Origin of the sequence: Aurantiacibacter luteus, assembly GCF_001010945.1 — a bacterium.
In the GTDB taxonomy this organism is placed as follows: Bacteria; Pseudomonadota; Alphaproteobacteria; order Sphingomonadales; family Sphingomonadaceae; genus Alteraurantiacibacter; species Alteraurantiacibacter luteus.
Genome location: NZ_LBHB01000002.1, coordinates 459,514 through 477,214 on the forward strand (window position 1 = coordinate 459,514; position 17,701 = coordinate 477,214).

A 17,701-nucleotide genomic window follows, 5' to 3' on the forward strand; every position below is an offset into this window, starting at 1 on the left:
CCCGGTAGGCGTGCTACAGCTTGCGGGCGATCAGCAGCCAGGCGGCGGCCAGGTTGAGCAGCGAATAGCCGGCGTAGGCCCACAGCCAGTGCGCCTGCCCGGCATCGGCGGCATAGAGCGCGCCGCACAGGAGCAGGAACTCGACGACCAGGCTCGATATCCGCGCCGCCCGCAGCGCGGCCGGGTCGAGGTCGCCCAGCACCTTCGCGCCGCCCGCCATCACCGCGCGGTGCAGCGCGAAATTGCCCACGCCAAGCAGGAAGACGAGCACGAGCGCCATGTCGGCGATCCTGCCGCAAGCCCGGCGGCCCTGCAATCGCGCTCCTCGCGCTACCGGCGTTGGTGGAGCCCGGACAGCCGTTCGTCGGACGACTTGACGCTGGTCGAGCCGCTTTCCCGTCCCGTCGAGCCCCGGCTGCATGGCCCGGGCGTCCGGTCTATCTCCATGACTGCGCCGCAGCCGTTCCAGTCCCACCGGCTGCGGCGCATCCCTTCCGCGGGACCGGGAGGGCGGGACTTGCATCAATGCAATCCAAGGAGATGTCCCATGACTAACCGTATCGTACCCCTCCTCGCCGCACTGTTGTGCTCGGGCGTGATCCTCTCGCCGGCCGCCAGCGCGCAAACCGCCGCGCCGGTGGAGACCCGCATCATTGTCCACCACCACGACCTCGACCTGGAAACCGTGCGCGGCCAGACCCAGCTCGACCGCCGCCTGATCCGCGCCGCGCGCCGCGTTTGCCGGGCTGGCGACGTTATGACGGTCAGCCGCCTTCCGAGCCGCGAGGCCCGCGAGTGCTTCGAGCAAGTGATGGCGCGCTACCAGCCGCGCGTCGCCGCCATCGTCGCCGATCGCCAGCGCGGCGGCTGATCGCCGCCATCGCACGACCCCCCCCCAAGGGCGCTCCGGAAAACCGGGGCGTCCTTTTTTGCCAAGCAATCAGCGCCCCGCCATCGCCTTGACGCGCTTGAGATAGGTGCGTCCGATGCGCAGCTCCTCGTCGCCGTCGAGTTCGGCGCACCACACGCCCAGCCCCTCGTGCCGCAGTCCGCGTATGGTATCGCGCCTGAGAATGGTCGAGCGGTGAATGCGGATGAAGTGCTCGGGATCGAGCTTCTCCTCGAGCCCGGCGATGGTCTGCAGCAGCAGGTAGCTGCCGTTGCCGACGTGCAGGCGCACGTAGTCGCGTTCGGCATCGATGCGGCGGACCTCGGCGGCGTCGATCCGCAGCAGTTCGGAACGGTGCGGCACCCAGAATTCGCTCAACCAGTCCCCTGCTGCCCCTTCGCCGTCCTGCGTGCCCTGCCCACGCCGGGCCAGGGCCCGCTCGATGGCGCGCTTGAGGCGGTCGGCGGCGACGGGTTTCAGCACATAGTCGACCGCCTCGAGGTCGAAGGCCTCGACGGCGAAATTCTCGTGCGCGGTGACGAAGATGACCGCCGGACGCGGATCGGCAGCCTGCGCCGCGCGGGCTACCTGCAGCCCGTCCATGCCCGGCATGGTCATGTCGAGCAGCAGCAGGTCGGGCGCGAGCTTTTCCGCCAGGCGCAGCGCCGATTCCCCGTCGCTCGCGGTGCCGACCACGGTCAGCTCTGCAATCTCGGCGCACAGCACCTGCATCCGCTCGATGGCGAGCGGTTCGTCGTCGACGATCAGGGTGCGCAGGGTTTCGGGCGCTTCAGCAGTCATATCAAATCCGATTGCCCTGAGCTCGTCGAAGGGTCATGCGGCGGCACTCTCGCGAATCCGCAGCAGCGGCAGGCGCAGGTGCGTGGTGAAACCATCGGGCGAATGGCCGGAAACCACCGTCGCCTCGTTGCCGAAGCGCGCCTCCAGCCGCTCGCGCACGTTGGTGAGGCCGATGCCGAAGCCGGGCCGAACGTTCTCGGGTGCGATGGCGGTATGGCCGTCGTCGGAAACGGTCACGACCAGCCGCCCGTATTCCTCGCGCGCCGCCAGCGTGATCGTCACCTGCCCCGCGGAGGGCGCGACCGCGTGCTTGACCGAGTTCTCGACCAGCGGCTGTAGAATCATGCCGGGGATCAGCGCGTCCTCCAGGTCCGCCGGGATGTCGTAGCGCGCTTGCAGTCGGAGCGGGAAGCGCACGCCCTCGATGTCGAGGTAGAGCTTCTGCAGCGCGATTTCCTCGCGCAGCGGCACGTCGGCGGTGGGATCGTCGGCCAGTGAGCGGCGATAGAAGGTGCTGAGCATCTGGATCATCCGCTCCGCCCCTTCGACCTTCTTCGTCAGCACGAGTGCGCTGAGCGAGTTCAGCGTGTTGAACAGGAAATGCGGATTGACCTGGTAGCGCAGCGACTTGAGCTCGGCTGTGCGCGCGGCATTGCGGAACTGCTGTTCCCGCCGCTCGGCAAGCCGCGCCTTTTCACCGGTGAGCAGCGCGAAATAGAGCGCGCACCAGGCGAGCAGCATGAAATACCGGCTGAACGTGATCTCGATCACGTATTGCAGCGTGCTCTGCTCGATGATCTGGCTGAGCCCGGCGAGGCGCTCGGTGCCGCCATCATCCTCGCCTTCGACCACGCCGCCGCTCTGCGCCAGTTCCTGCAGCACGCGCTCGTCGTTCTGCGACTGCAGTTCCGCGAAAATCAGGCGATTGGCCTGCATGCAAAGGAGCGCGGCAGGCAGCGCGAAGACCAGCGCGGCGAGGATCTTGATCCACAGGGCGCGCGTGTCGAACGGGCGCAGCACGATCCACAGGCCGAGCGTGATGAGGATGCCGATGACGCTGGAGACGATCCTGAGGCCGAGCACGCCCGCTTCCTCCATCCCCAGGAGCTGCGAGCGCAGCGTCATGAGCAGGGCGTAGGTGATCCACAGTCCGGCGACCGATATCAGCACCGTGCGGAACGGTACGCGCGCGACCTGCGCCCGGAGGTCCTGGCTTGTCATGCCCCCTGCTACTCCGGGGGCCGCGCGCGGGCAATCGCGCCGCGCGCCGCCGGTCGAAGGCGATATGTCGTCGGTCGAACCCTTATTCGGCAGGCAGCGGCAGCAGGCCTTCCTTGCGGATCTTTTCGCGCCAGTGGAGCGGGGCGAGGGTGTGGACGTTCTTGCCGGTCGAATCGACGGCCACCGTCACCGGCATGTCCTTCACCGTGAACTCGTAGATCGCCTCCATGCCGAGATCCTCGAAAGCCACGACCTTCGCTTCCTTGATCGCCCGCGCGACGAGATAGGCCGCCCCGCCCGTCGCCATCAGGTAGGCGACCTTGAAGCGGCTGATGACCTCGACCGCGTTGGCGCCGCGCTCGGCTTTGCCGATCATGGCGAGGAGGCCGAGGTCGAGCATCATCTCGGTGAACTTGTCCATGCGCGTGGCCGTGGTCGGGCCGGCGGGGCCGACGACCTCGCCCATGACCGGGTCGACCGGCCCGACGTAGTAGATCGCGCGGCCCTTGAACTCGACGGGCAGCGCCTCGCCCTTCTGCAGCATGTCGTGGATACGCTTGTGCGCCGCGTCGCGCCCGGTCAGCATGGCGCCGTTCAGCAGCAGACGGTCGCCGATCTGCCAGCTGGCGACTTCCTCGGGCGTCAGGTTGTCGAGATCGACGCGCTTGGCCTCGGCATCGGGCTCCCACTGCACGTCGGGCCACTTGTCGAGGTCGGGCTGCGGCAGGTAGGCCGGGCCGCTGCCGTCCATCGTCACGTGCGCGTGGCGGGTGGCGGCGCAGTTGGGGATCATGCCGACGGGCTTGCCCGCGGCGTGGCACGGCGCGTCGAGGATCTTCACGTCGAGCACGGTCGAGAGCCCGCCCAGCCCCTGCGCGCCCACGCCTTGCGCGTTTACTGCGTCGAAGATGTCGATCCGCAGCTGCTCGATGTCGCTCTGCGCCCCGCGCGCCTTCAGCTGTGCCATGTCGATAGGCTCCATCAGGCTGAGCTTGGCGAGCTTCATGCAATGTTCCGCCGTGCCGCCGATGCCGATGCCGAGCATGCCGGGCGGACACCAGCCCGCGCCCATCGAAGGAATCTGCTCGACCACCCAGTCGACGATGTTGTCGCTGGGGTTCATCATCTTGAATTTGCTTTTGTTCTCGCTGCCGCCGCCTTTGGCCGCGACGTCGATGGAGACCGTGCGGCCCGGCACCATCTCCACGCTCAGCACGCAGGGCGTGTTGTCGCGGGTGTTGCGGCGGGTGAAGGCGGGGTCGGCCAGGATGCTGGCGCGCAGCTTATTGTCGGGATGGTTGTAGGCGCGGCGCACGCCCTCGTCGACGACCTCCTGCAGGCTCATCGCGCTCTCCAGCCGGCACTCCTGCCCCCACTTGACGAACACGTTGACGATGCCGGTGTCCTGGCAGATCGGCCGGTGCCCCTCGGCGCACATGCGGCTGTTCGTCAGGATCTGCGCGATCGCGTCCTTGGCCGCCGGGCCCTGCTCCGCCTCGTAGGCCTCGCCGAGCGCCGTGATGTAGTCCATCGGGTGGTAGTAGCTGATGAACTGCAGCGCATCGGCCACAGTCTCGATCAGGTCCTGCTCGTGGATGGTCACCATGTCCTGCATTGTCTGCTCCTCGCTCTTCGTCGGGGCACATAGGCCGCGCGACGATGTGCGACAATCCACCCATTGCCCCGATACCCGCCAGCAACTAAGGCGATGGCCTGTCGCACACGCAGCCAAGAGATTTCCCGACGTGACGAGCGCCCCCACCCTTTCGCCCGCCGCCGATCCGCTCGACGCAGCGGAGGCGGCAAACCTCACGTCCGATGCCGCGCGCCGGGCCATGATCGACAGCCAGCTGCGCACCAGCGGCGTCAACGCGCCCTTCGTGCTGAAGCGCATGGCCGCGGTCGCGCGCGAAGACCACGTGCCCGCGAACTGGCGCGCCAACGCCTACATCGACCGCGCCATCGCGCTGGAGGGCGGCGGCCACATCGCCGCGCCGCTGTTTTACGGCGCGATGCTGGAAGAGGCCGATCCGCGCGCAGGCGAGGCCGTGCTCGTGATCGACGGCGGATCGGGCTACCTGCCCGCGCTGGTCGAGCCATTGGCGGGCACGCTGACGGTGATCTCTCCCGACGATGCGCTGAAAGGCACCGAGGGCACGGGCGCGACGCTGCTGCTGATCGACGGCGCGGTGGAGGAGGTGCCGGCGAACCTCGCCGCGCGCCTCGCCGAGGGCGCGCGCGTGGTGACCGGCATGGTCGGACGCGGCGGAATCACCCGCCTCGCCATCGGGCGCAAGACCGATGCCGGCGTGGCGCTGCTGCCCGTCAAGGACATGGGCATCCCGCGCCTCAGCGCTTTCGACGCGCCAAAGGGCTGGAGCTTCTGACCATGCGGCATCGCGCGCGTCTTGCGGGGCTGCTGGCGGGCGCCTGCCTGCTGGCTTCGCCCGCCGCGGCGGATACACTGGAGGAAGCGCTCGCGCTCGCCTACCAGAACAATCCCACGCTGGAGGCCGCCCGCGCCCAGCTGCGCGTTACCGACGAGAACGTGGTGATCCAGCGCGCCGCGGGCCTGCCCTCGGCGAACGGCAGCGGCGGCTATACCGAATTCATAACAGGAGGCGGCGGCAACGGCCTCTCGCCCGACCGACAGGCGACCGCAAACCTCAGCCTCGGCGTGCCGCTCTACCAGGGCGGCGCGGTGCGCAACGGCACGCTGGCGGCGGAATACCGCATCGACGCGGGCCGGGCGGACTTGCGCGGCACGGAGAGCTCGCTGTTCAGCCAGGTCGTCGCCGCCTACATGGACGTGATCCTGAACGAGGCGGTCGTGGGCCTGTCGGCCAACAACGTCGACGTGCTGACGGTGAACGTCGAGGCCACGCGCGACCGCTTCGAGATCGGCGATCTCACCCGCACCGACGTCGCCCAGTCGGAAAGCCGGCTGGCGCTGGCGAGCGGCGACCTGCGCACGGCGCAGTCGAACCTGATCTCGGCGCGCGAACGCTATATCCAGCTGGTCGGCAAGGCGCCGGAAAACCTCCAGCCGCCGCGCCCGCTGGGCGACCTGCCCGCCGACGTGCAGACCGCGGTCGAGGTGGCGCTGGCCGAGAACCCGGATCTCATTGCCGCGCAGCAGCTGGCCGAGGCCGCCGATTACGACATCGCCGTGGCCGGGGCCGGTCGCCTGCCGCGGGTCGAGCTGGTCGGCGGGCCGGGCTATACGAACTATCTCGGCTCGCTCGGCACGGTGCCGGGATCGGGCGTGACGGCGGACCAGGACTCGCTGAGCCTGCAGGCGGGCGTGCGGCTGACGCTGCCGATCTTCCAGGGCGGCCGGGTCGCCGCGCAGCAGCGCCAGGCCGGAGCCCGCGCACAGGTCGCGCTGGAGCAGGTCGTCGCCGCCGAGCGCGCGGTGATCTCGCAGGTGCGCGCGGCCTATGCAAGCTGGCGCGCGGCCAACGCCATCATCGCTTCCAGCCAGAGCGCGGTCGATGCCGCCGCGCTGAGCCTCGAAGGCGTGCGCGCGGAAAACACGGTCGGCAACCGCACGATCCTCGACATCCTCAATGCCCAGCAGGAATTGCTGCGCGCGCAGGTGCAGCTCGTCACCGCGCGGCGCAACGCCTATGTCGCGGGCTTCACCCTGCTCGCCGCGATGGGACGGGCCGAGGCGCGCGACCTCGGCGTGGTGGCCGACGGCGAGCTCTACGATCCGCGCGACAACTACAACCGCGTGCGCGATATCATCTGGGACTGGCAGCGCGATCCCGCGCCGGTGGTGCAGAGCACGCGCACCGTTGACATCCCGGCGGCGGACGGTGACATTCCCGGCACCACCAGCGACGACATGGTCTCAGGCACCACAGGCACGACAGGGAACTGAATGCACCGCGACGGCGAACCCTCGGTCGAGGAAATCCTCGAATCGATCAAGCGGGTGATGGAGCGCGACCGCGCCAATGCGCCCGCGCCGATGCCTGCGCCCGCGCCCGCGCCTGCGCCGCAGGCTGCTCCCGCCACAACGCGCGTCACGCCTTCCGCCATTCCGCCGCTCGACCCGGTGGACGAGGATGAGGCCGACGAGGTGCTCGACCTCGGCGAGGCGGGCGAGCCGTTCGACATGGCCGATGACGACGGCGCGACGCTGACCAACGAGGGCGCGGCCGAGGCCATGCGCCAGTCGCTCGCCGCGCTCGCCATGCTTTCCGAACCGCCCGCGCGCCCGCAGATCGTGCGCCAGGGCGAGACCTCGCTCGAAGGCCTCGTGCGCGAGATGCTGCGACCCATGCTGGCGCAATGGCTTGATGCCAACCTGCCCGAGATCGTCGATCGCCAGGTCAAGGCCGAGATCGCCCGGATCGCGGGCAAGAAGCGCTGACCTTTCCGCGCGAATCTGCCCCTCTCGACCTGACCGCGGCCGAGGCGGCGCTGGGCAAGATCGGCGGCGACGCCGTCGAGCGCCACATCTTCCTCTGCGCGCTTTCCGAGAAACAGGCCTGCTGCGACCGTGCGACGGGCGCTGTCTCGTGGGCCTACCTCAAGCGGCGGCTGAAGGAATTGGGGCTGGCGGGAAGGGGCGGGGTACAGCGGACCAAGGCCGACTGCCTGCAGATCTGCGCCGCCGGGCCGGTCGCCGTCGTCTGGCCCGACCGGGTCTGGTATCATTCGTGCACGCCCGAGGTGCTCGAGCGGATCATCCAGGAACACCTGATCGGCGGGATGCCGGTGGCGGATTACCGCCTGTCGCCGCCATCCTGATCCATCGCGTCGAGCGAGTTCTCCACCGCTTCGTCGTGACCGGTGCCGCTGGAGAGGAACACCAGTCCCATCAGCGCCGCCATCAGCGACACCGCGAGCACGATGCCCAGTGCGGTGGCGATGTAGAAGTGGATCGAGACGTTCTCCACCTGCGTGTAGAGATAGGTCATGGCCAGCGCCGCGATCACCACCGAAAACGCCACCATGAAGCGCATCAGCCGCTTGTAGCGGGCCCAGGCGAACTGCGCGTTGTCGGCATCGTCTAGTGGGGAGGGGCGGGTCATGCCTGCCTCCATGCCCGCCCCCACCCCGCAAGGCAATCGCGCCCTTTGGACCACGGCATTTGCGCGAGGCCGCCCTGTCATGGCATGATCGGCGCGCTGGCAGCACGAGGAGAGGCGCTCATGACCATCGGCAGGATCATCGAATCGCGGGACGGAGAGGTCATCAACTGCGCGCCGGGTGACAGCGCGCTCGCCGCCGCGGCCCTGCTCGCCGAGAAGCGCATCGGCGCCATGCCGGTGATCGAAGGCGGCAGGCTGGTCGGCATCTTTTCCGAGCGCGACCTGCTCTACTGCGTGGCGCGCGACGGCGGCGACGCGCTGGACAAGACCGTCGCCGACATGATGACTTCGCCCGCCATCACCATCGAGACCGGGGCCGACGTGCTGAAGGGCCTGTCGCTGATGACCCGCCGCCGCATTCGTCACCTGCCGGTGGTCGATGGCGAACGGCTCGTCGGCTTCGTGTCCATCGGCGACCTGGTGAAATACCGCATGGACCGCATCGAGGCAGAGGCCGAGGCCATGCGCGAATACATCCACACCGCTTGAGAGCGGCGGGCCGAGACCCTACATCGCCCTCATGAGCATGCTCACCCTCAGCCCGGCCGCCGCCGCGCGCGTCGCGAAGATCGCCGAGAAACAGGGCAAGGCTGCCGTGCTGCGCCTTTCGGTGGAGGGCGGGGGCTGCTCGGGCTTCCAGTACAAGTTCGATCTCGACGGCGCGCCGGAAGCCGACGACGCGGTCAGCGAGACCGACGGCGTGCGGCTGGTGGTCGATCCCGTCAGCCTGGAGCTCGTCGCCGGGAGCACGGTGGATTTCGTCGAATCGCTCGGCGGGGCGGCCTTCCGGGTGACCAATCCCAATGCGGCGGCAGGTTGCGGTTGCGGATCGAGCTTCGGCATCTAAGGTCGGCGGCGTGAAAATCGCCACTTACAACATTAACGGCATCAAGGCGCGGCTACCGCGCCTGAAGGAATGGCTGGAGGAAACGCGGCCCGCGGTCGCCTGTCTGCAGGAGATCAAGAGCCAGGACGAGGGCTTTCCCGCCGAGGAATTCGCCGACATCGGCTACCGCGCTATCTGGCACGGGCAAAAGGCCTTCAACGGCGTCGCCATTCTGGCGGACGGGGTGGAGCCGGTGGAGGTGCAGCGAGGCCTCGGCATCGACGGCCCGAACGAGGGCGAGGGCGAGCAGGCCCGCTATCTCGAGGCCGAGGTGAACGGATTACGCATCTGCAACCTCTACCTCCCCAACGGCAACCCGCACCCCGGCCCGAAGTTCGCCTACAAACTGGCGTGGATGGAACGCCTGCGCGCGCGCATGGCGGAATTGCTGGCGGACGAGGTGCCAGCCGTCGTGCTGGGCGATTTCAACGTCATCCCGCACGACCGCGACGTGTGGTCGGTCGATGCGATGAAGAACGACGCGCTGATGCAGCCCGAATCGCGCGATGCCTATTTTTGCATGCTCGGCGACGGGTGGACCGACGCCATCGACACCCTCAATCCGCGCGGCGGGGTGTGGACCTTCTGGGACTACCAGGCGGGCGCATGGCAGCGCGACCACGGCTTTCGCATCGACCACCTGCTGCTCTCGCCCGAATGCGCCGACCGCATGGTCGCGGCGGGCGTGGACAAGGAATACAGGGGCCGCGAAAAGGCCAGCGATCACACGCCGGTGTGGGTGGAATTGAGAGATTAGGCTGGCTGCGAAGCCGCCTCCGCGGCTTCGTCCTCGGCGCTATTCGCTCCGCTTCGCTGCGCGGCACCTGCGGGCGGCCGTTCGGCCTTGCGATCGGCTGGTCGCCGACCGGATCTGGTCGCGACGCAACATCGGCCCTTGGGGCCGCAAGCGCGACCGCGCGCCCGCAGTGCAGCTTGCCTGCGCGTCTAGCGAGGAAGAACCCGTGGAGGCGGGTTCATCTATAAAATATGTGTCGGTTGATGGTCGCACGCGCCGTCATGCGCCCGGCCCAGCGGGGGCGCACGTGGGTGGCGTGGAAATACAGCGCGTCGCCCGCCGGGCTGTCCCACTGGTCGCGGTGGGCGATCCGGGCCACGGCCTGGGCGCGGGTCCAGGCGGCACCGGCGCCAGGCTCGGGGATGCGTCCGCCGCGAACGAAGCTGAACTGCGAGCGCTGGGTGACGACCGAGCAATAGTCGTCGGGAAAGGCATCGCTCTCGGCACGGTTGATGATGACGCGAGCGACCGCGAGCTGGCCTTCCAGCGATTCGCCGCGAGCTTCGAAGTAAATGGCCTGCGCGAGGCAGCGCACTTCGGGCGCCAGCGCGGAGGTATCGGTTTCTGCGACCAGCTCGGCGAGGGTGGCGGCATCGCTGGCGGCGACATCGTCCGCGGCGGCCTGTTCCGGCGTGATCTCCTGCACGGTTTCGCTGGCGACAAAACGCACCTGCGGCTCCGGCGGGGAAAGGGGTTCGACCTGTTCGAGCGGAGTCTGTTCGACTGGCTCAGCCCGATCCTGGGCCTGGGCACCGCTACCGGCGGTGACGATCGGTGTGGCAAGCAATACGGCAGCCAGCGCGCCCGCGCCGACCCGCAAGGGTGTGAACGTCATTGGTTGGTGTACTTAGGGCGGTGAGCGAGCTGGCAGGTCTGCGGTTCGCGGCGCTTTCGCGCGCGGTCACATCACCACGGTCGATCCCAATGGACCTGCAGGTCAACTCCCCGTCTGCGCGCCGCCAGCAATCGCCTCATTGCGAAAGAAGGTCGGCCTACGCTTTCGAAGTCGCGGGCCAGATAGCCGTCGCGGAACGAGAGTCAACCTTTGGCAACGGGCGGGTCGAGGAATCGTTCACCATCTCGGATGTCGATCTCGAGAATCCAGAGATCCGGATCCTGCTGCCGTCGCCGGTCGCACCAGTCGGCGAAATCGCGCGGATCTTCAATGTCTTCCGCCTTGGCGAGGACCCATTTGCGGTCCTTGCCCGGCTGTGGCATCCGCTCGTAGGCACGCAACTTTGTGCCATTTTCGCCACAGATTATTATCAAGGTTCCGGCGTCGCGTTCACCCTTCGCGATAACCGTGGCGAAGCCGCCCGCTGCCTGGACCTGCCGGATCAGGCCCGAAACCTCGAGGTGGACGGGCAGGCGCGCATCCATGTCAGGTGCCCGGCCGGCGGTAACCGGCAAGGCCCGACAACGCGATGTGCGAGCGCATGAAAGTGCCGGTGCCGCGGCCGATCTCCTCGCCGTCCTCGTCGACCAGGTGTGCCTCGGCAATGAACACGCGGCGCCTGCCGCTCACCCAGCGCCCTTCGGCCACCACCTTGCCGCTTTTGAGCGGCTTGGTGAAATGCAGGTTGAAGCCGGTGGTCAACAGGAAACGGTCGGACACCAGCGAATTGGCGGCGTAAAAGGCCGCATCGTCGAGCATCTTGAAATAGAGCGTGCCATGCGTCGCCCCGGCGGCGTGGAAGAAGTCCTCGCGCGTGGCAAAGGTGATGCGCGCCCGGCCCGCACCGATCACTTCCAACTGCGAATCGAACAGGGCGTTCACCGGGGCGGAGGCGTAGAGCGCCTCCAGCGCGCGGAAATGCGCCGCTTCGCCAGCGGCAGCGGCCGCATTGTCGTCAGGCGGCGTCACGGTCCGTCACGTTGGTGATCAGCGCATAGAGCGCCTCGGCATCGGGCGCGTCGGACAGCGCTTCGTGCATGCGTTCGTCTCGCACCATGCGCGAGATCGCCGCCAGTGCGTGCAGGTGGGTCGCGCCGCAGTTCTCGGGAGAGACGAGCCCGAACACGAGATCGACCGGCAGGCCGTCGGCGGCTTGAAAATCGACCGGCTTCTCCAGCCGGATCAGCGCCGCCAGCGGGCGATTTATGCCCGGAATGCGCGCGTGCGGGATGGCGACCCCGCGCCCGAAGCCCGTGCTCCCAAGCTTCTCGCGCTCGTCCAGCCCCTCCAGCACCAGGTCGGCATCGAGATCCCAGGCGGCAGCGAAGCGGCGAGCCAGGGTCTCGAGTATCTCTTCCTTCGACGCGGCGCTTTCGAGCGCCACGGCATCGGGGCTGAGGGCAAAATGGGTGGTCATCGGCGAAAGATCTTCGGTTGTCGCTGTCATGGCCCGGCAGCGCGCGGAAGGCGGCGCCGTGGAAGCAGCGGTTCCAGTAATTCGATCCCGATCGGCCGCGCGAGGGGCAGCCGCCGGGCGTTAGCGGGACGGTTCGACCCAGCCGATCGACCCGTCAGCGCGGCGATAGACCATATTATGTCGCCCGGTGCCAGCGTTTTTGAAGAACATCGCATTGGTATTGCGAAGGTCCAGCATCATCACCGCGTCCGAAACGCTGCATTCGGGGATGTCGACGCGAGTCTCGGCGATGACGGGCGGCGCGTCCTCGACGATCTCGGTCTCGTCTTCGGTGTCGAAGGGCGAGGCGAAGATCGTGTAGGCCGCATCCTCTTCCTGCGCGGCGCGATCATGCGCCTCGTGCCGGTCCTTGAGCCGGCGCTTGTAGCGGCGCAGCTGCTTCTCGATCTTGTCGGCGGCCTGGTTGAACGCCTCGTGCGCGTCGTGCGCCTGCCCGTGGCTCTTGAGGATCAGCCCGTGATTGACGTGGAGGACGATGTCGGCGGCAAAGGCGCTGGACGGCGCCTTGCCGAAAGTGACCGTGGAGGAAAGCGCGCGGCTGAAATGCTTGTCGACGATTGTCGTGAGACGGTCCGAAGCGTGTTCCTGCAAAGCTGCTCCGGTATCGACCTGGTGGCCCGACACGCGAATATCCATGGGCGGTTTTCCTTCCTCTTGTCGTCGTTACCCACCGATGTGGGAGCGACAGGTCAACTAGTCCAGAGGGGAGATTGCAGCGTTGCGAGAAACACTTTGTGCCGGGCCAATTCGTCGGCGGACGGAGCGTGCGGGCGCGGCGGGCGCAGTTTGCCGGTTGTGGGCCGGAATACAGCGACTTCGACGACGTTGTCGCTCGCCACATCGGCCGCCAGCTCCAGCCCGATCTGCCGTCCGCCCGTCAACTCGACATAGACCTGCGCCAGCAATTCGGCGTCCAGCAGCGCGCCGTGGAGCACGCGGTGGCTGCGATCGACTCCGTAACGGCTGCACAGCGCGTCGAGCGAATGCTTGGCCCCGGGATGGCGGCGGCGGGCGATCGCGAGGGTATCGATCATTCGGCTCTGGCACACGGCTTCGCGCTGACACCGGCCGAGTTCGTGGTTGAGGAAGCCGAAGTCGAACTGCGCGTTGTGCGCCACCAGTGGAGAATCGCCGAGAAATTCGAGCAGCTCCTCCATCCCGTCGCGGAACAGCGGCTTGTCGGAGAGGAAAGCGGAAGAAAGGCCGTGCACCCGCTCGGCCTCCATCGGCATGTCGCGCTCGGGATTGTAATAGGCGTGATAGGTGCGGCCCGTGGCGACGCGGTTGATCATCTCGATGCAGCCGATTTCCACCATGCGGTCGCCGGTGGCGGGGTCGAGGCCGGTGGTCTCGGTATCGAAGATGATTTCGCGCATGGGGACTTTATCGAGTCGGCATGGGGCTAGTGCAAGCCTGCCCGAAAGGTTGCCACCAGCGCGGCGACCTGCTGCGCGGTCTCCTCCAGCGTGGTCCCGGTGTCGATGACGTGATCGGCGCGCGCGCGCTTCTCGGCGTCGGGCACCTGCAGGGCGAGGATGCGGGCGAATTTCTCCGCCGTCATCCCGTCGCGCGCCAGCACGCGATCGCGCTGCACCTCGGCCGGGGCGGAGACGACGACGACGGCATCGACCAGCGCCTGCGATCCCTTTTCGAACAACAGGGGGATGTCGAAGACCACCAGCGGGGCATCGGCATGGGCGGCGAGGAACGCCTCTCGCGCGCGGGCAACGGCGGGGTGCACGATCGTCTCCAGCCGGGCGAGGGCATCGCGGTCGCCGAAGACCAGCGCGCCGAGCATGGCGCGATCCACGCCCGCAGGTCCGGTGCTGCCCGGAAAGGCGGCCTCGATGGCGGGAACCAGCAGTCCGCCCGGGCCCTGCATCGCGTGGACTTCGCGGTCGGCATCGAAGACCGGCACGCCCTCGGCCTCGAACATGGCGGCGACCGTGCTCTTGCCCATGCCGATGGAGCCGGTGAGGCCGATGACGTGCGGGCGGCTCACGGCGAGAGCATGGCGCGCAGCTCGGCATCGCCGTGCTCGCGCGGCGGCTTCACGCCGAAGAACCGCTCGAAGGCGGCGGCGGCCTGGCCGATCAGCATGGACAGGCCGTCGACCGTGCGGAAGCCCCGCGCGCGCGCCTCCGCCAGCAGGGGGGTTTCGAGCGGGTGGGTGACGATGTCGTAGATCACGCTGCCGGGCGGCACGTGGCTGAAATTTAGGGCCAGCGCCGGCTGCCCTGCCATGCCGAGCGGGCTGGCGTTGACGACGAGGTCGAGGCAGCCCTCGCGGTCGTCGAAGGCGAAATCGGTCGGCGCGGCGAAGTGCGAGAGCGGGGCGACGTGGTGTTCGCCCTCCGGGTCGATTTCTTCCAGCAGGGCGCGTGCCTTGGCCTCGTCGCGGCCCGCCAGGACGATGGTGAAGCCATGCTCGGCCAGCGCCGCCACGATGGCCCGCGCCGCGCCGCCGGTGCCCAGCACGCGGGCCATGCGGAACCAGTGGGTCTCGGCAAGGTCGGCCGCGAGCGGCTCCAGGAAACCCGCGCCATCGGTATTGCTGCCGATCAGCGCGCCGTTGTGGCGGCGGGTGACGGTGTTGACCGCTCCAACCAGCTCGGCGCCGATCTCCAGCCGGTCGAGCAGGGGCAAGATCGCCTGCTTGTGCGGCATGGTGACGTTGCACCCGCGCCAGTCCGGGTCGTCGCGCCGCGCGGCCACGTATGCGGCGAGGTCCGCGGGCGCCACCCGGTGCGCCTCGTAGCGCGCGTCGACGCCTAGCTTGCCGAGCCAGTGGTTGTGGATCGCCGGCGACTTCGACTGGGCGATGGGATCGCCGATGACCTCCGCATAGGCGCTCATCGCGGCAGTTCGCCGAGATCGCGCAGCGCGCCCAACACTTCGAGCAGCGGCATCCCGAGCACGGTGAAATGGTCGCCTTCGATGCGCTCGAACAGCTGCACGCCCATGGCCTCGATCCGGAACACGCCGACGCACTGGCCGACTTCGGGCCATTCGGCGGCGAGGTAGCGCGTGATGAAGTCCGCGCTCAGGTCGCGCACGTGCAGCCGCGCCTCGCTGACGTGGCTCCAGCGCAGTTGCCCCCCGCTCGAAAGCGCGGCGCCCGAATGCAGCATCATGGTCCGGCCCGAGAAGAAGCGCAGGTGCTCGGCGGCCTGCTGGCGGCTGGCGGGCTTGTCGAACCGCTGTCCCTCGACCGAGACCACCGAATCGCTGCCGAGCACCGGGTAGGGTCCGCCCGGCACCGAGAGCGCCTTGGCCTCGGCCAGCGCGCCGGCGACGAAGGCGGGCGGCACCTCGCCCAGCTCGCGTTCCAGCGCGCGCTCGTCGAGCTGGGCGGGCTGGCACATGAATTCGACGCCCGCGGCCTCCAGCATGGCGCGGCGCGAGGCGGACTTGGAGGCGAGGACGAGCATCGTGCGGCTTTCAGATGGGCTTGGGGCCGAGACGCGGCGGGATGTCGCGCGCAGCGCGCTCCTGGCACAGCTTGATGATGGCAGCCGCGCTTTCCTCGATCGAGCGGCGCGTCACGTCGATCACCGGCCAGCCGTTGTCGGCGAACATCCGCCTTGCAAAGGCGATTTCCGCCTTCACGCGCTCCTCGTCGACATAGGCGGTCTCGGTCCGCTCGTTCAGGGAGAGCAGGCGATTGCGGCGGATCTGGATCAGCCGGTCGTGCGCGGTCGTGAGACCCACCACCATGGGATGGCGCAGGCGGAACAGCAGGTCGGGCGGCGGGCTTTCGACCACCAGCGGGATGTTGGCGACCTTGAACCCGCGGTTCGCGAGGTAGATGCTGGTGGGCGTCTTGCTGGTGCGCGATACGCCCGCGAGCACGATGTCCGCCTCCTCCCAGTTCTCCCAGCCGATCCCGTCGTCGTGGGCGATGGTGAACTGGATCGCATCGACGCGGGCGAAATAGGCATCGTCCATGCGGTGCTGGCGACCGGGGCGGCCGTGCGCCTCCTGCCCCAACTCCTTTTCCAGCGCGAGCGTCACCGTCTCCAGCGCGTCGGCGTGCGGCAGGCCGAGCGCGACGCAGCGTTCCTCCAGCCGGGTGCGCAGGTCCTCATTCACCAGTGTATAGAGCACGAGGCCGGGATTGGCCTTGAACTCGTCGAACAGGCGGCCGAGATGCTGGCTGCTGCGCACCATCGGCCAGAAATGGCGGACAACGCCTTCTTCGTCGAACTGCGCGAGGGCGGCCTTGGCGACCATTTCCAGCGTCTCGCCGGTGGAGTCGGACAGCAGGTGAAGGTGCAGGCGGGTCATGTGGATATGCGGGTGCATAAACCACGGGAGGGGGCTGCGGACAAGCACTGGACCCGAATGTGCCCCCGCTGCCGGCCGATTCGCCCAGCACAAATCCGCAGGGACAGATTCTTGTCCGCAGGCTGTGGGTAGCGGGGAGAAGCTTTGCTTGACGGCGCGGCCACGCGAGTCGATGGCCCCGGAGCGCCGGGGAAACCCGGGAGGATTCCGGTGACATCGCGTTTTCCCCGCAATTCACAGGGCCAACAGAGTCCAGAATCCTTTTATAAATCTATTTATTTATTGGATTGGACCTACCCGAATGCCCGGACCGCTCCTCGATAACCTGCTCGGCACGCGGACCGAGAGGCGGCCCGTCTGGCTGATGCGGCAGGCCGGGCGCTACCTGCCCGAATACCGCGCGCTCAGGGCCGAGAAGGGCGGTTTCCTCGAGCTGGTCTATGACAGCGAGGCCGCCGCCGAGGTGACGGTCCAGCCGATCCGCCGCTTCGGCTTCGACGGGGCGATCCTGTTCTCCGACATCCTGATCGTGCCGCACGCGCTGGGGCAGGACCTGTGGTTCGAGGCGGGCGAGGGGCCGCGGCTGGCACCGCCGCTGGTCGACGGGGCCTGGCAGCAGCTCGAGGCGGCGCGCCATCACTTCGATCCGGTCTACGAGACCGTGCGCCGCACTCGCGCCATGCTGGCGCCCGAGGTGACGATGCTGGGCTTTGCCGGCAGCCCGTGGACCGTGGCCACCTACATGGTGGCGGGCGCGGGCTCGAAGGACCAGGGTGCGGCGCGCAGCCTTGCCTGGCGCGATCCGGGCGCGTTCCAGTCGCTGGTCGACGCGATCGAGGCAGCAACCGTCGAATACCTCATCGGCCAGATCGACGCGGGCGCGGAGGCGGTGCAGCTGTTCGACAGCTGGGCGGGGTCGCTCAGTCCGGCGCAGTTCGAGCGCTGGGTGATTGCCCCCAACGCCCGGCTCGCGGCGGCCATCCACCAAGCGCGGCCCGGTATTCCCGTTATCGGGTTTCCCAAGGGTGCGGGCGCGAAGCTGCCGGCCTATGCGCGCGAGACGGGGGTGGACGCGCTGGGCATCGACGAAACGCAGGACTGCGCCTGGATCGACGCCCAGCTGCCCGCTGACATGCCCGTGCAGGGCAATCTCGACCCCATGCTGCTGCTGGCGGGAGGGCCTACGCTGGACGCGGCCGTGGACGCCATCCTTGCGGCTTTCGCAAACCGTCCCCATGTGTTCAATCTCGGCCACGGGATCGACAAGGAGACGCCGATCCCGCACGTCGAGCGCCTGCTCGCGAGGCTCCGCGGCTGAACCCGCAAGAATCGGATGACGGCGGG

24 protein-coding genes are annotated in these 17,701 nt (G+C 68.3%); 9 read left to right on the forward strand and 15 right to left on the reverse strand.

What is annotated here, in order from left to right; translation table 11 throughout:
• Positions 1–13: 13 nt before the first annotated feature.
• Positions 14–280: a hypothetical protein gene (locus AAW00_RS08630; protein WP_047003951.1), complete on the reverse strand. Its 267-nt coding sequence runs from the start codon at positions 278–280 to the stop codon at positions 14–16.
• Positions 281–547: 267 nt separating this feature from the next.
• Here AAW00_RS08630 and AAW00_RS08635 point away from each other — a divergent pair, with 267 nt between their 5' ends.
• On the forward strand, positions 548–871 hold the full coding sequence (locus tag AAW00_RS08635) for a UrcA family protein (RefSeq protein ID WP_047003952.1): 324 nt from the start codon (positions 548–550) through the stop codon (positions 869–871).
• 69 nt (positions 872–940) lie between these two features.
• Here the strand turns inward: AAW00_RS08635 and AAW00_RS08640 are convergent, their stop codons facing one another.
• From AAW00_RS08640 to AAW00_RS08650, 3 genes are all read right to left on the reverse strand, one after another.
• A complete protein-coding gene (locus tag AAW00_RS08640) occupies positions 941–1,690 on the reverse strand; it encodes a LytR/AlgR family response regulator transcription factor (RefSeq protein WP_047003953.1) in 750 nt (249 codons plus the stop codon).
• Between the two features lie 33 nt (positions 1,691–1,723).
• A complete protein-coding gene (locus AAW00_RS08645) occupies positions 1,724–2,911 on the reverse strand; it encodes a sensor histidine kinase (protein WP_047003954.1) in 1,188 nt (395 codons plus the stop codon).
• An 82-nt stretch (positions 2,912–2,993) separates the two neighbouring features.
• Complete coding sequence (locus tag AAW00_RS08650; RefSeq protein WP_047003955.1) at positions 2,994–4,526, reverse strand: fumarate hydratase; 1,533 nt, start codon at positions 4,524–4,526, stop codon at positions 2,994–2,996.
• Between the two features lie 130 nt (positions 4,527–4,656).
• On the opposite strand from AAW00_RS08650, the gene AAW00_RS08655 reads away from it, so the two are divergent.
• The 4 genes from AAW00_RS08655 to AAW00_RS08670 are packed head-to-tail and all read left to right on the forward strand — an operon-like array spanning position 4,657 to position 7,672.
• The gene (locus tag AAW00_RS08655) at positions 4,657–5,298 is read left to right on the forward strand and encodes a protein-L-isoaspartate O-methyltransferase family protein (protein WP_241461677.1); all 642 of its coding nucleotides are present in this window, start codon (positions 4,657–4,659) and stop codon (positions 5,296–5,298) included.
• Between the two features lie 2 nt (positions 5,299–5,300).
• On the forward strand, positions 5,301–6,797 hold the full coding sequence (locus AAW00_RS08660) for a TolC family outer membrane protein (RefSeq protein WP_047003956.1): 1,497 nt from the start codon (positions 5,301–5,303) through the stop codon (positions 6,795–6,797).
• A complete protein-coding gene (locus AAW00_RS08665) occupies positions 6,798–7,292 on the forward strand; it encodes a DUF2497 domain-containing protein (RefSeq protein WP_047003957.1) in 495 nt (164 codons plus the stop codon). It abuts the gene before it with no gap.
• A 29-nt stretch (positions 7,293–7,321) separates the two neighbouring features.
• Positions 7,322–7,672 (forward strand): (2Fe-2S) ferredoxin domain-containing protein, encoded by a 351-nt coding sequence (locus tag AAW00_RS08670; RefSeq protein ID WP_241461725.1) that lies wholly within the window; start codon positions 7,322–7,324, stop codon positions 7,670–7,672.
• Here the strand turns inward: AAW00_RS08670 and AAW00_RS08675 are convergent.
• Positions 7,648–7,956, reverse strand: coding sequence for a hypothetical protein (locus AAW00_RS08675; protein WP_047004528.1), 309 nt, complete (start codon positions 7,954–7,956; stop codon positions 7,648–7,650). The genes AAW00_RS08670 and AAW00_RS08675 overlap by 25 nt on opposite strands.
• Positions 7,957–8,076: 120 nt before the next feature.
• Here AAW00_RS08675 and AAW00_RS08680 point away from each other — a divergent pair, with 120 nt between their 5' ends.
• From AAW00_RS08680 to xth, 3 genes are read left to right on the forward strand one after another with little or no spacing between them, the layout of a single operon-like run.
• Complete coding sequence (locus AAW00_RS08680; RefSeq protein ID WP_047004529.1) at positions 8,077–8,505, forward strand: CBS domain-containing protein; 429 nt, start codon at positions 8,077–8,079, stop codon at positions 8,503–8,505.
• Positions 8,506–8,536: 31 nt separating this feature from the next.
• On the forward strand, positions 8,537–8,863 hold the full coding sequence (gene erpA, locus AAW00_RS08685) for an iron-sulfur cluster insertion protein ErpA (RefSeq protein WP_047003959.1): 327 nt from the start codon (positions 8,537–8,539) through the stop codon (positions 8,861–8,863).
• 10 nt (positions 8,864–8,873) lie between these two features.
• A complete protein-coding gene (gene xth, locus AAW00_RS08690) occupies positions 8,874–9,659 on the forward strand; it encodes an exodeoxyribonuclease III (protein WP_047003960.1) in 786 nt (261 codons plus the stop codon).
• 217 nt (positions 9,660–9,876) lie between these two features.
• Here xth and AAW00_RS08695 read toward each other — a convergent pair whose 3' ends face one another.
• The 10 genes from AAW00_RS08695 to AAW00_RS08740 all read right to left on the reverse strand — a co-directional run bounded on the left by AAW00_RS08695 (position 9,877) and on the right by AAW00_RS08740 (position 16,357).
• The gene (locus AAW00_RS08695) at positions 9,877–10,533 is read right to left on the reverse strand and encodes a cell wall hydrolase (RefSeq protein ID WP_047003961.1); all 657 of its coding nucleotides are present in this window, start codon (positions 10,531–10,533) and stop codon (positions 9,877–9,879) included.
• Positions 10,534–10,736: 203 nt separating this feature from the next.
• A complete protein-coding gene (locus tag AAW00_RS08700) occupies positions 10,737–11,078 on the reverse strand; it encodes a DUF1491 family protein (protein ID WP_047003962.1) in 342 nt (113 codons plus the stop codon).
• A 1-nt stretch (position 11,079) separates the two neighbouring features.
• Positions 11,080–11,562, reverse strand: coding sequence for a PaaI family thioesterase (locus AAW00_RS08705; protein WP_047003963.1), 483 nt, complete (start codon positions 11,560–11,562; stop codon positions 11,080–11,082).
• A complete protein-coding gene (locus tag AAW00_RS08710) occupies positions 11,549–12,010 on the reverse strand; it encodes a PTS sugar transporter subunit IIA (protein WP_047004530.1) in 462 nt (153 codons plus the stop codon). Before AAW00_RS08710 ends, AAW00_RS08705 begins: the two co-directional genes overlap by 14 nt.
• A 120-nt stretch (positions 12,011–12,130) precedes the next feature.
• Positions 12,131–12,706: a ribosome hibernation-promoting factor, HPF/YfiA family gene (gene hpf, locus AAW00_RS08715; protein WP_047003964.1), complete on the reverse strand. Its 576-nt coding sequence runs from the start codon at positions 12,704–12,706 to the stop codon at positions 12,131–12,133.
• Positions 12,707–12,759: 53 nt separating this feature from the next.
• On the reverse strand, positions 12,760–13,446 hold the full coding sequence (gene dnaQ / locus AAW00_RS08720; protein WP_047003965.1) for a DNA polymerase III subunit epsilon: 687 nt from the start codon (positions 13,444–13,446) through the stop codon (positions 12,760–12,762).
• Between the two features lie 26 nt (positions 13,447–13,472).
• Positions 13,473–14,072, reverse strand: coding sequence for a dephospho-CoA kinase (gene coaE / locus AAW00_RS08725; RefSeq protein WP_047003966.1), 600 nt, complete (start codon positions 14,070–14,072; stop codon positions 13,473–13,475).
• A complete protein-coding gene (gene aroE / locus AAW00_RS08730) occupies positions 14,069–14,926 on the reverse strand; it encodes a shikimate dehydrogenase (protein WP_047003967.1) in 858 nt (285 codons plus the stop codon). The genes coaE and aroE overlap by 4 nt, the downstream gene beginning before the upstream one ends.
• Entirely contained in the window at positions 14,923–15,501 is a 579-nt protein-coding gene (locus tag AAW00_RS08735) for a Maf family protein (protein WP_047003968.1), read from the reverse strand. The genes aroE and AAW00_RS08735 overlap by 4 nt, the downstream gene beginning before the upstream one ends.
• A 10-nt stretch (positions 15,502–15,511) precedes the next feature.
• Positions 15,512–16,357, reverse strand: a complete 846-nt coding sequence (locus tag AAW00_RS08740) for a pyruvate, water dikinase regulatory protein (protein ID WP_047004531.1) — start codon at positions 16,355–16,357, stop codon at positions 15,512–15,514.
• Positions 16,358–16,658: 301 nt separating this feature from the next.
• Here AAW00_RS08740 and hemE point away from each other — a divergent pair, with 301 nt between their 5' ends.
• A complete protein-coding gene (hemE, locus tag AAW00_RS08745; protein ID WP_047003969.1) occupies positions 16,659–17,675 on the forward strand; it encodes a uroporphyrinogen decarboxylase in 1,017 nt (338 codons plus the stop codon).
• The last annotated feature ends 26 nt before the right edge of the window (positions 17,676–17,701 follow it).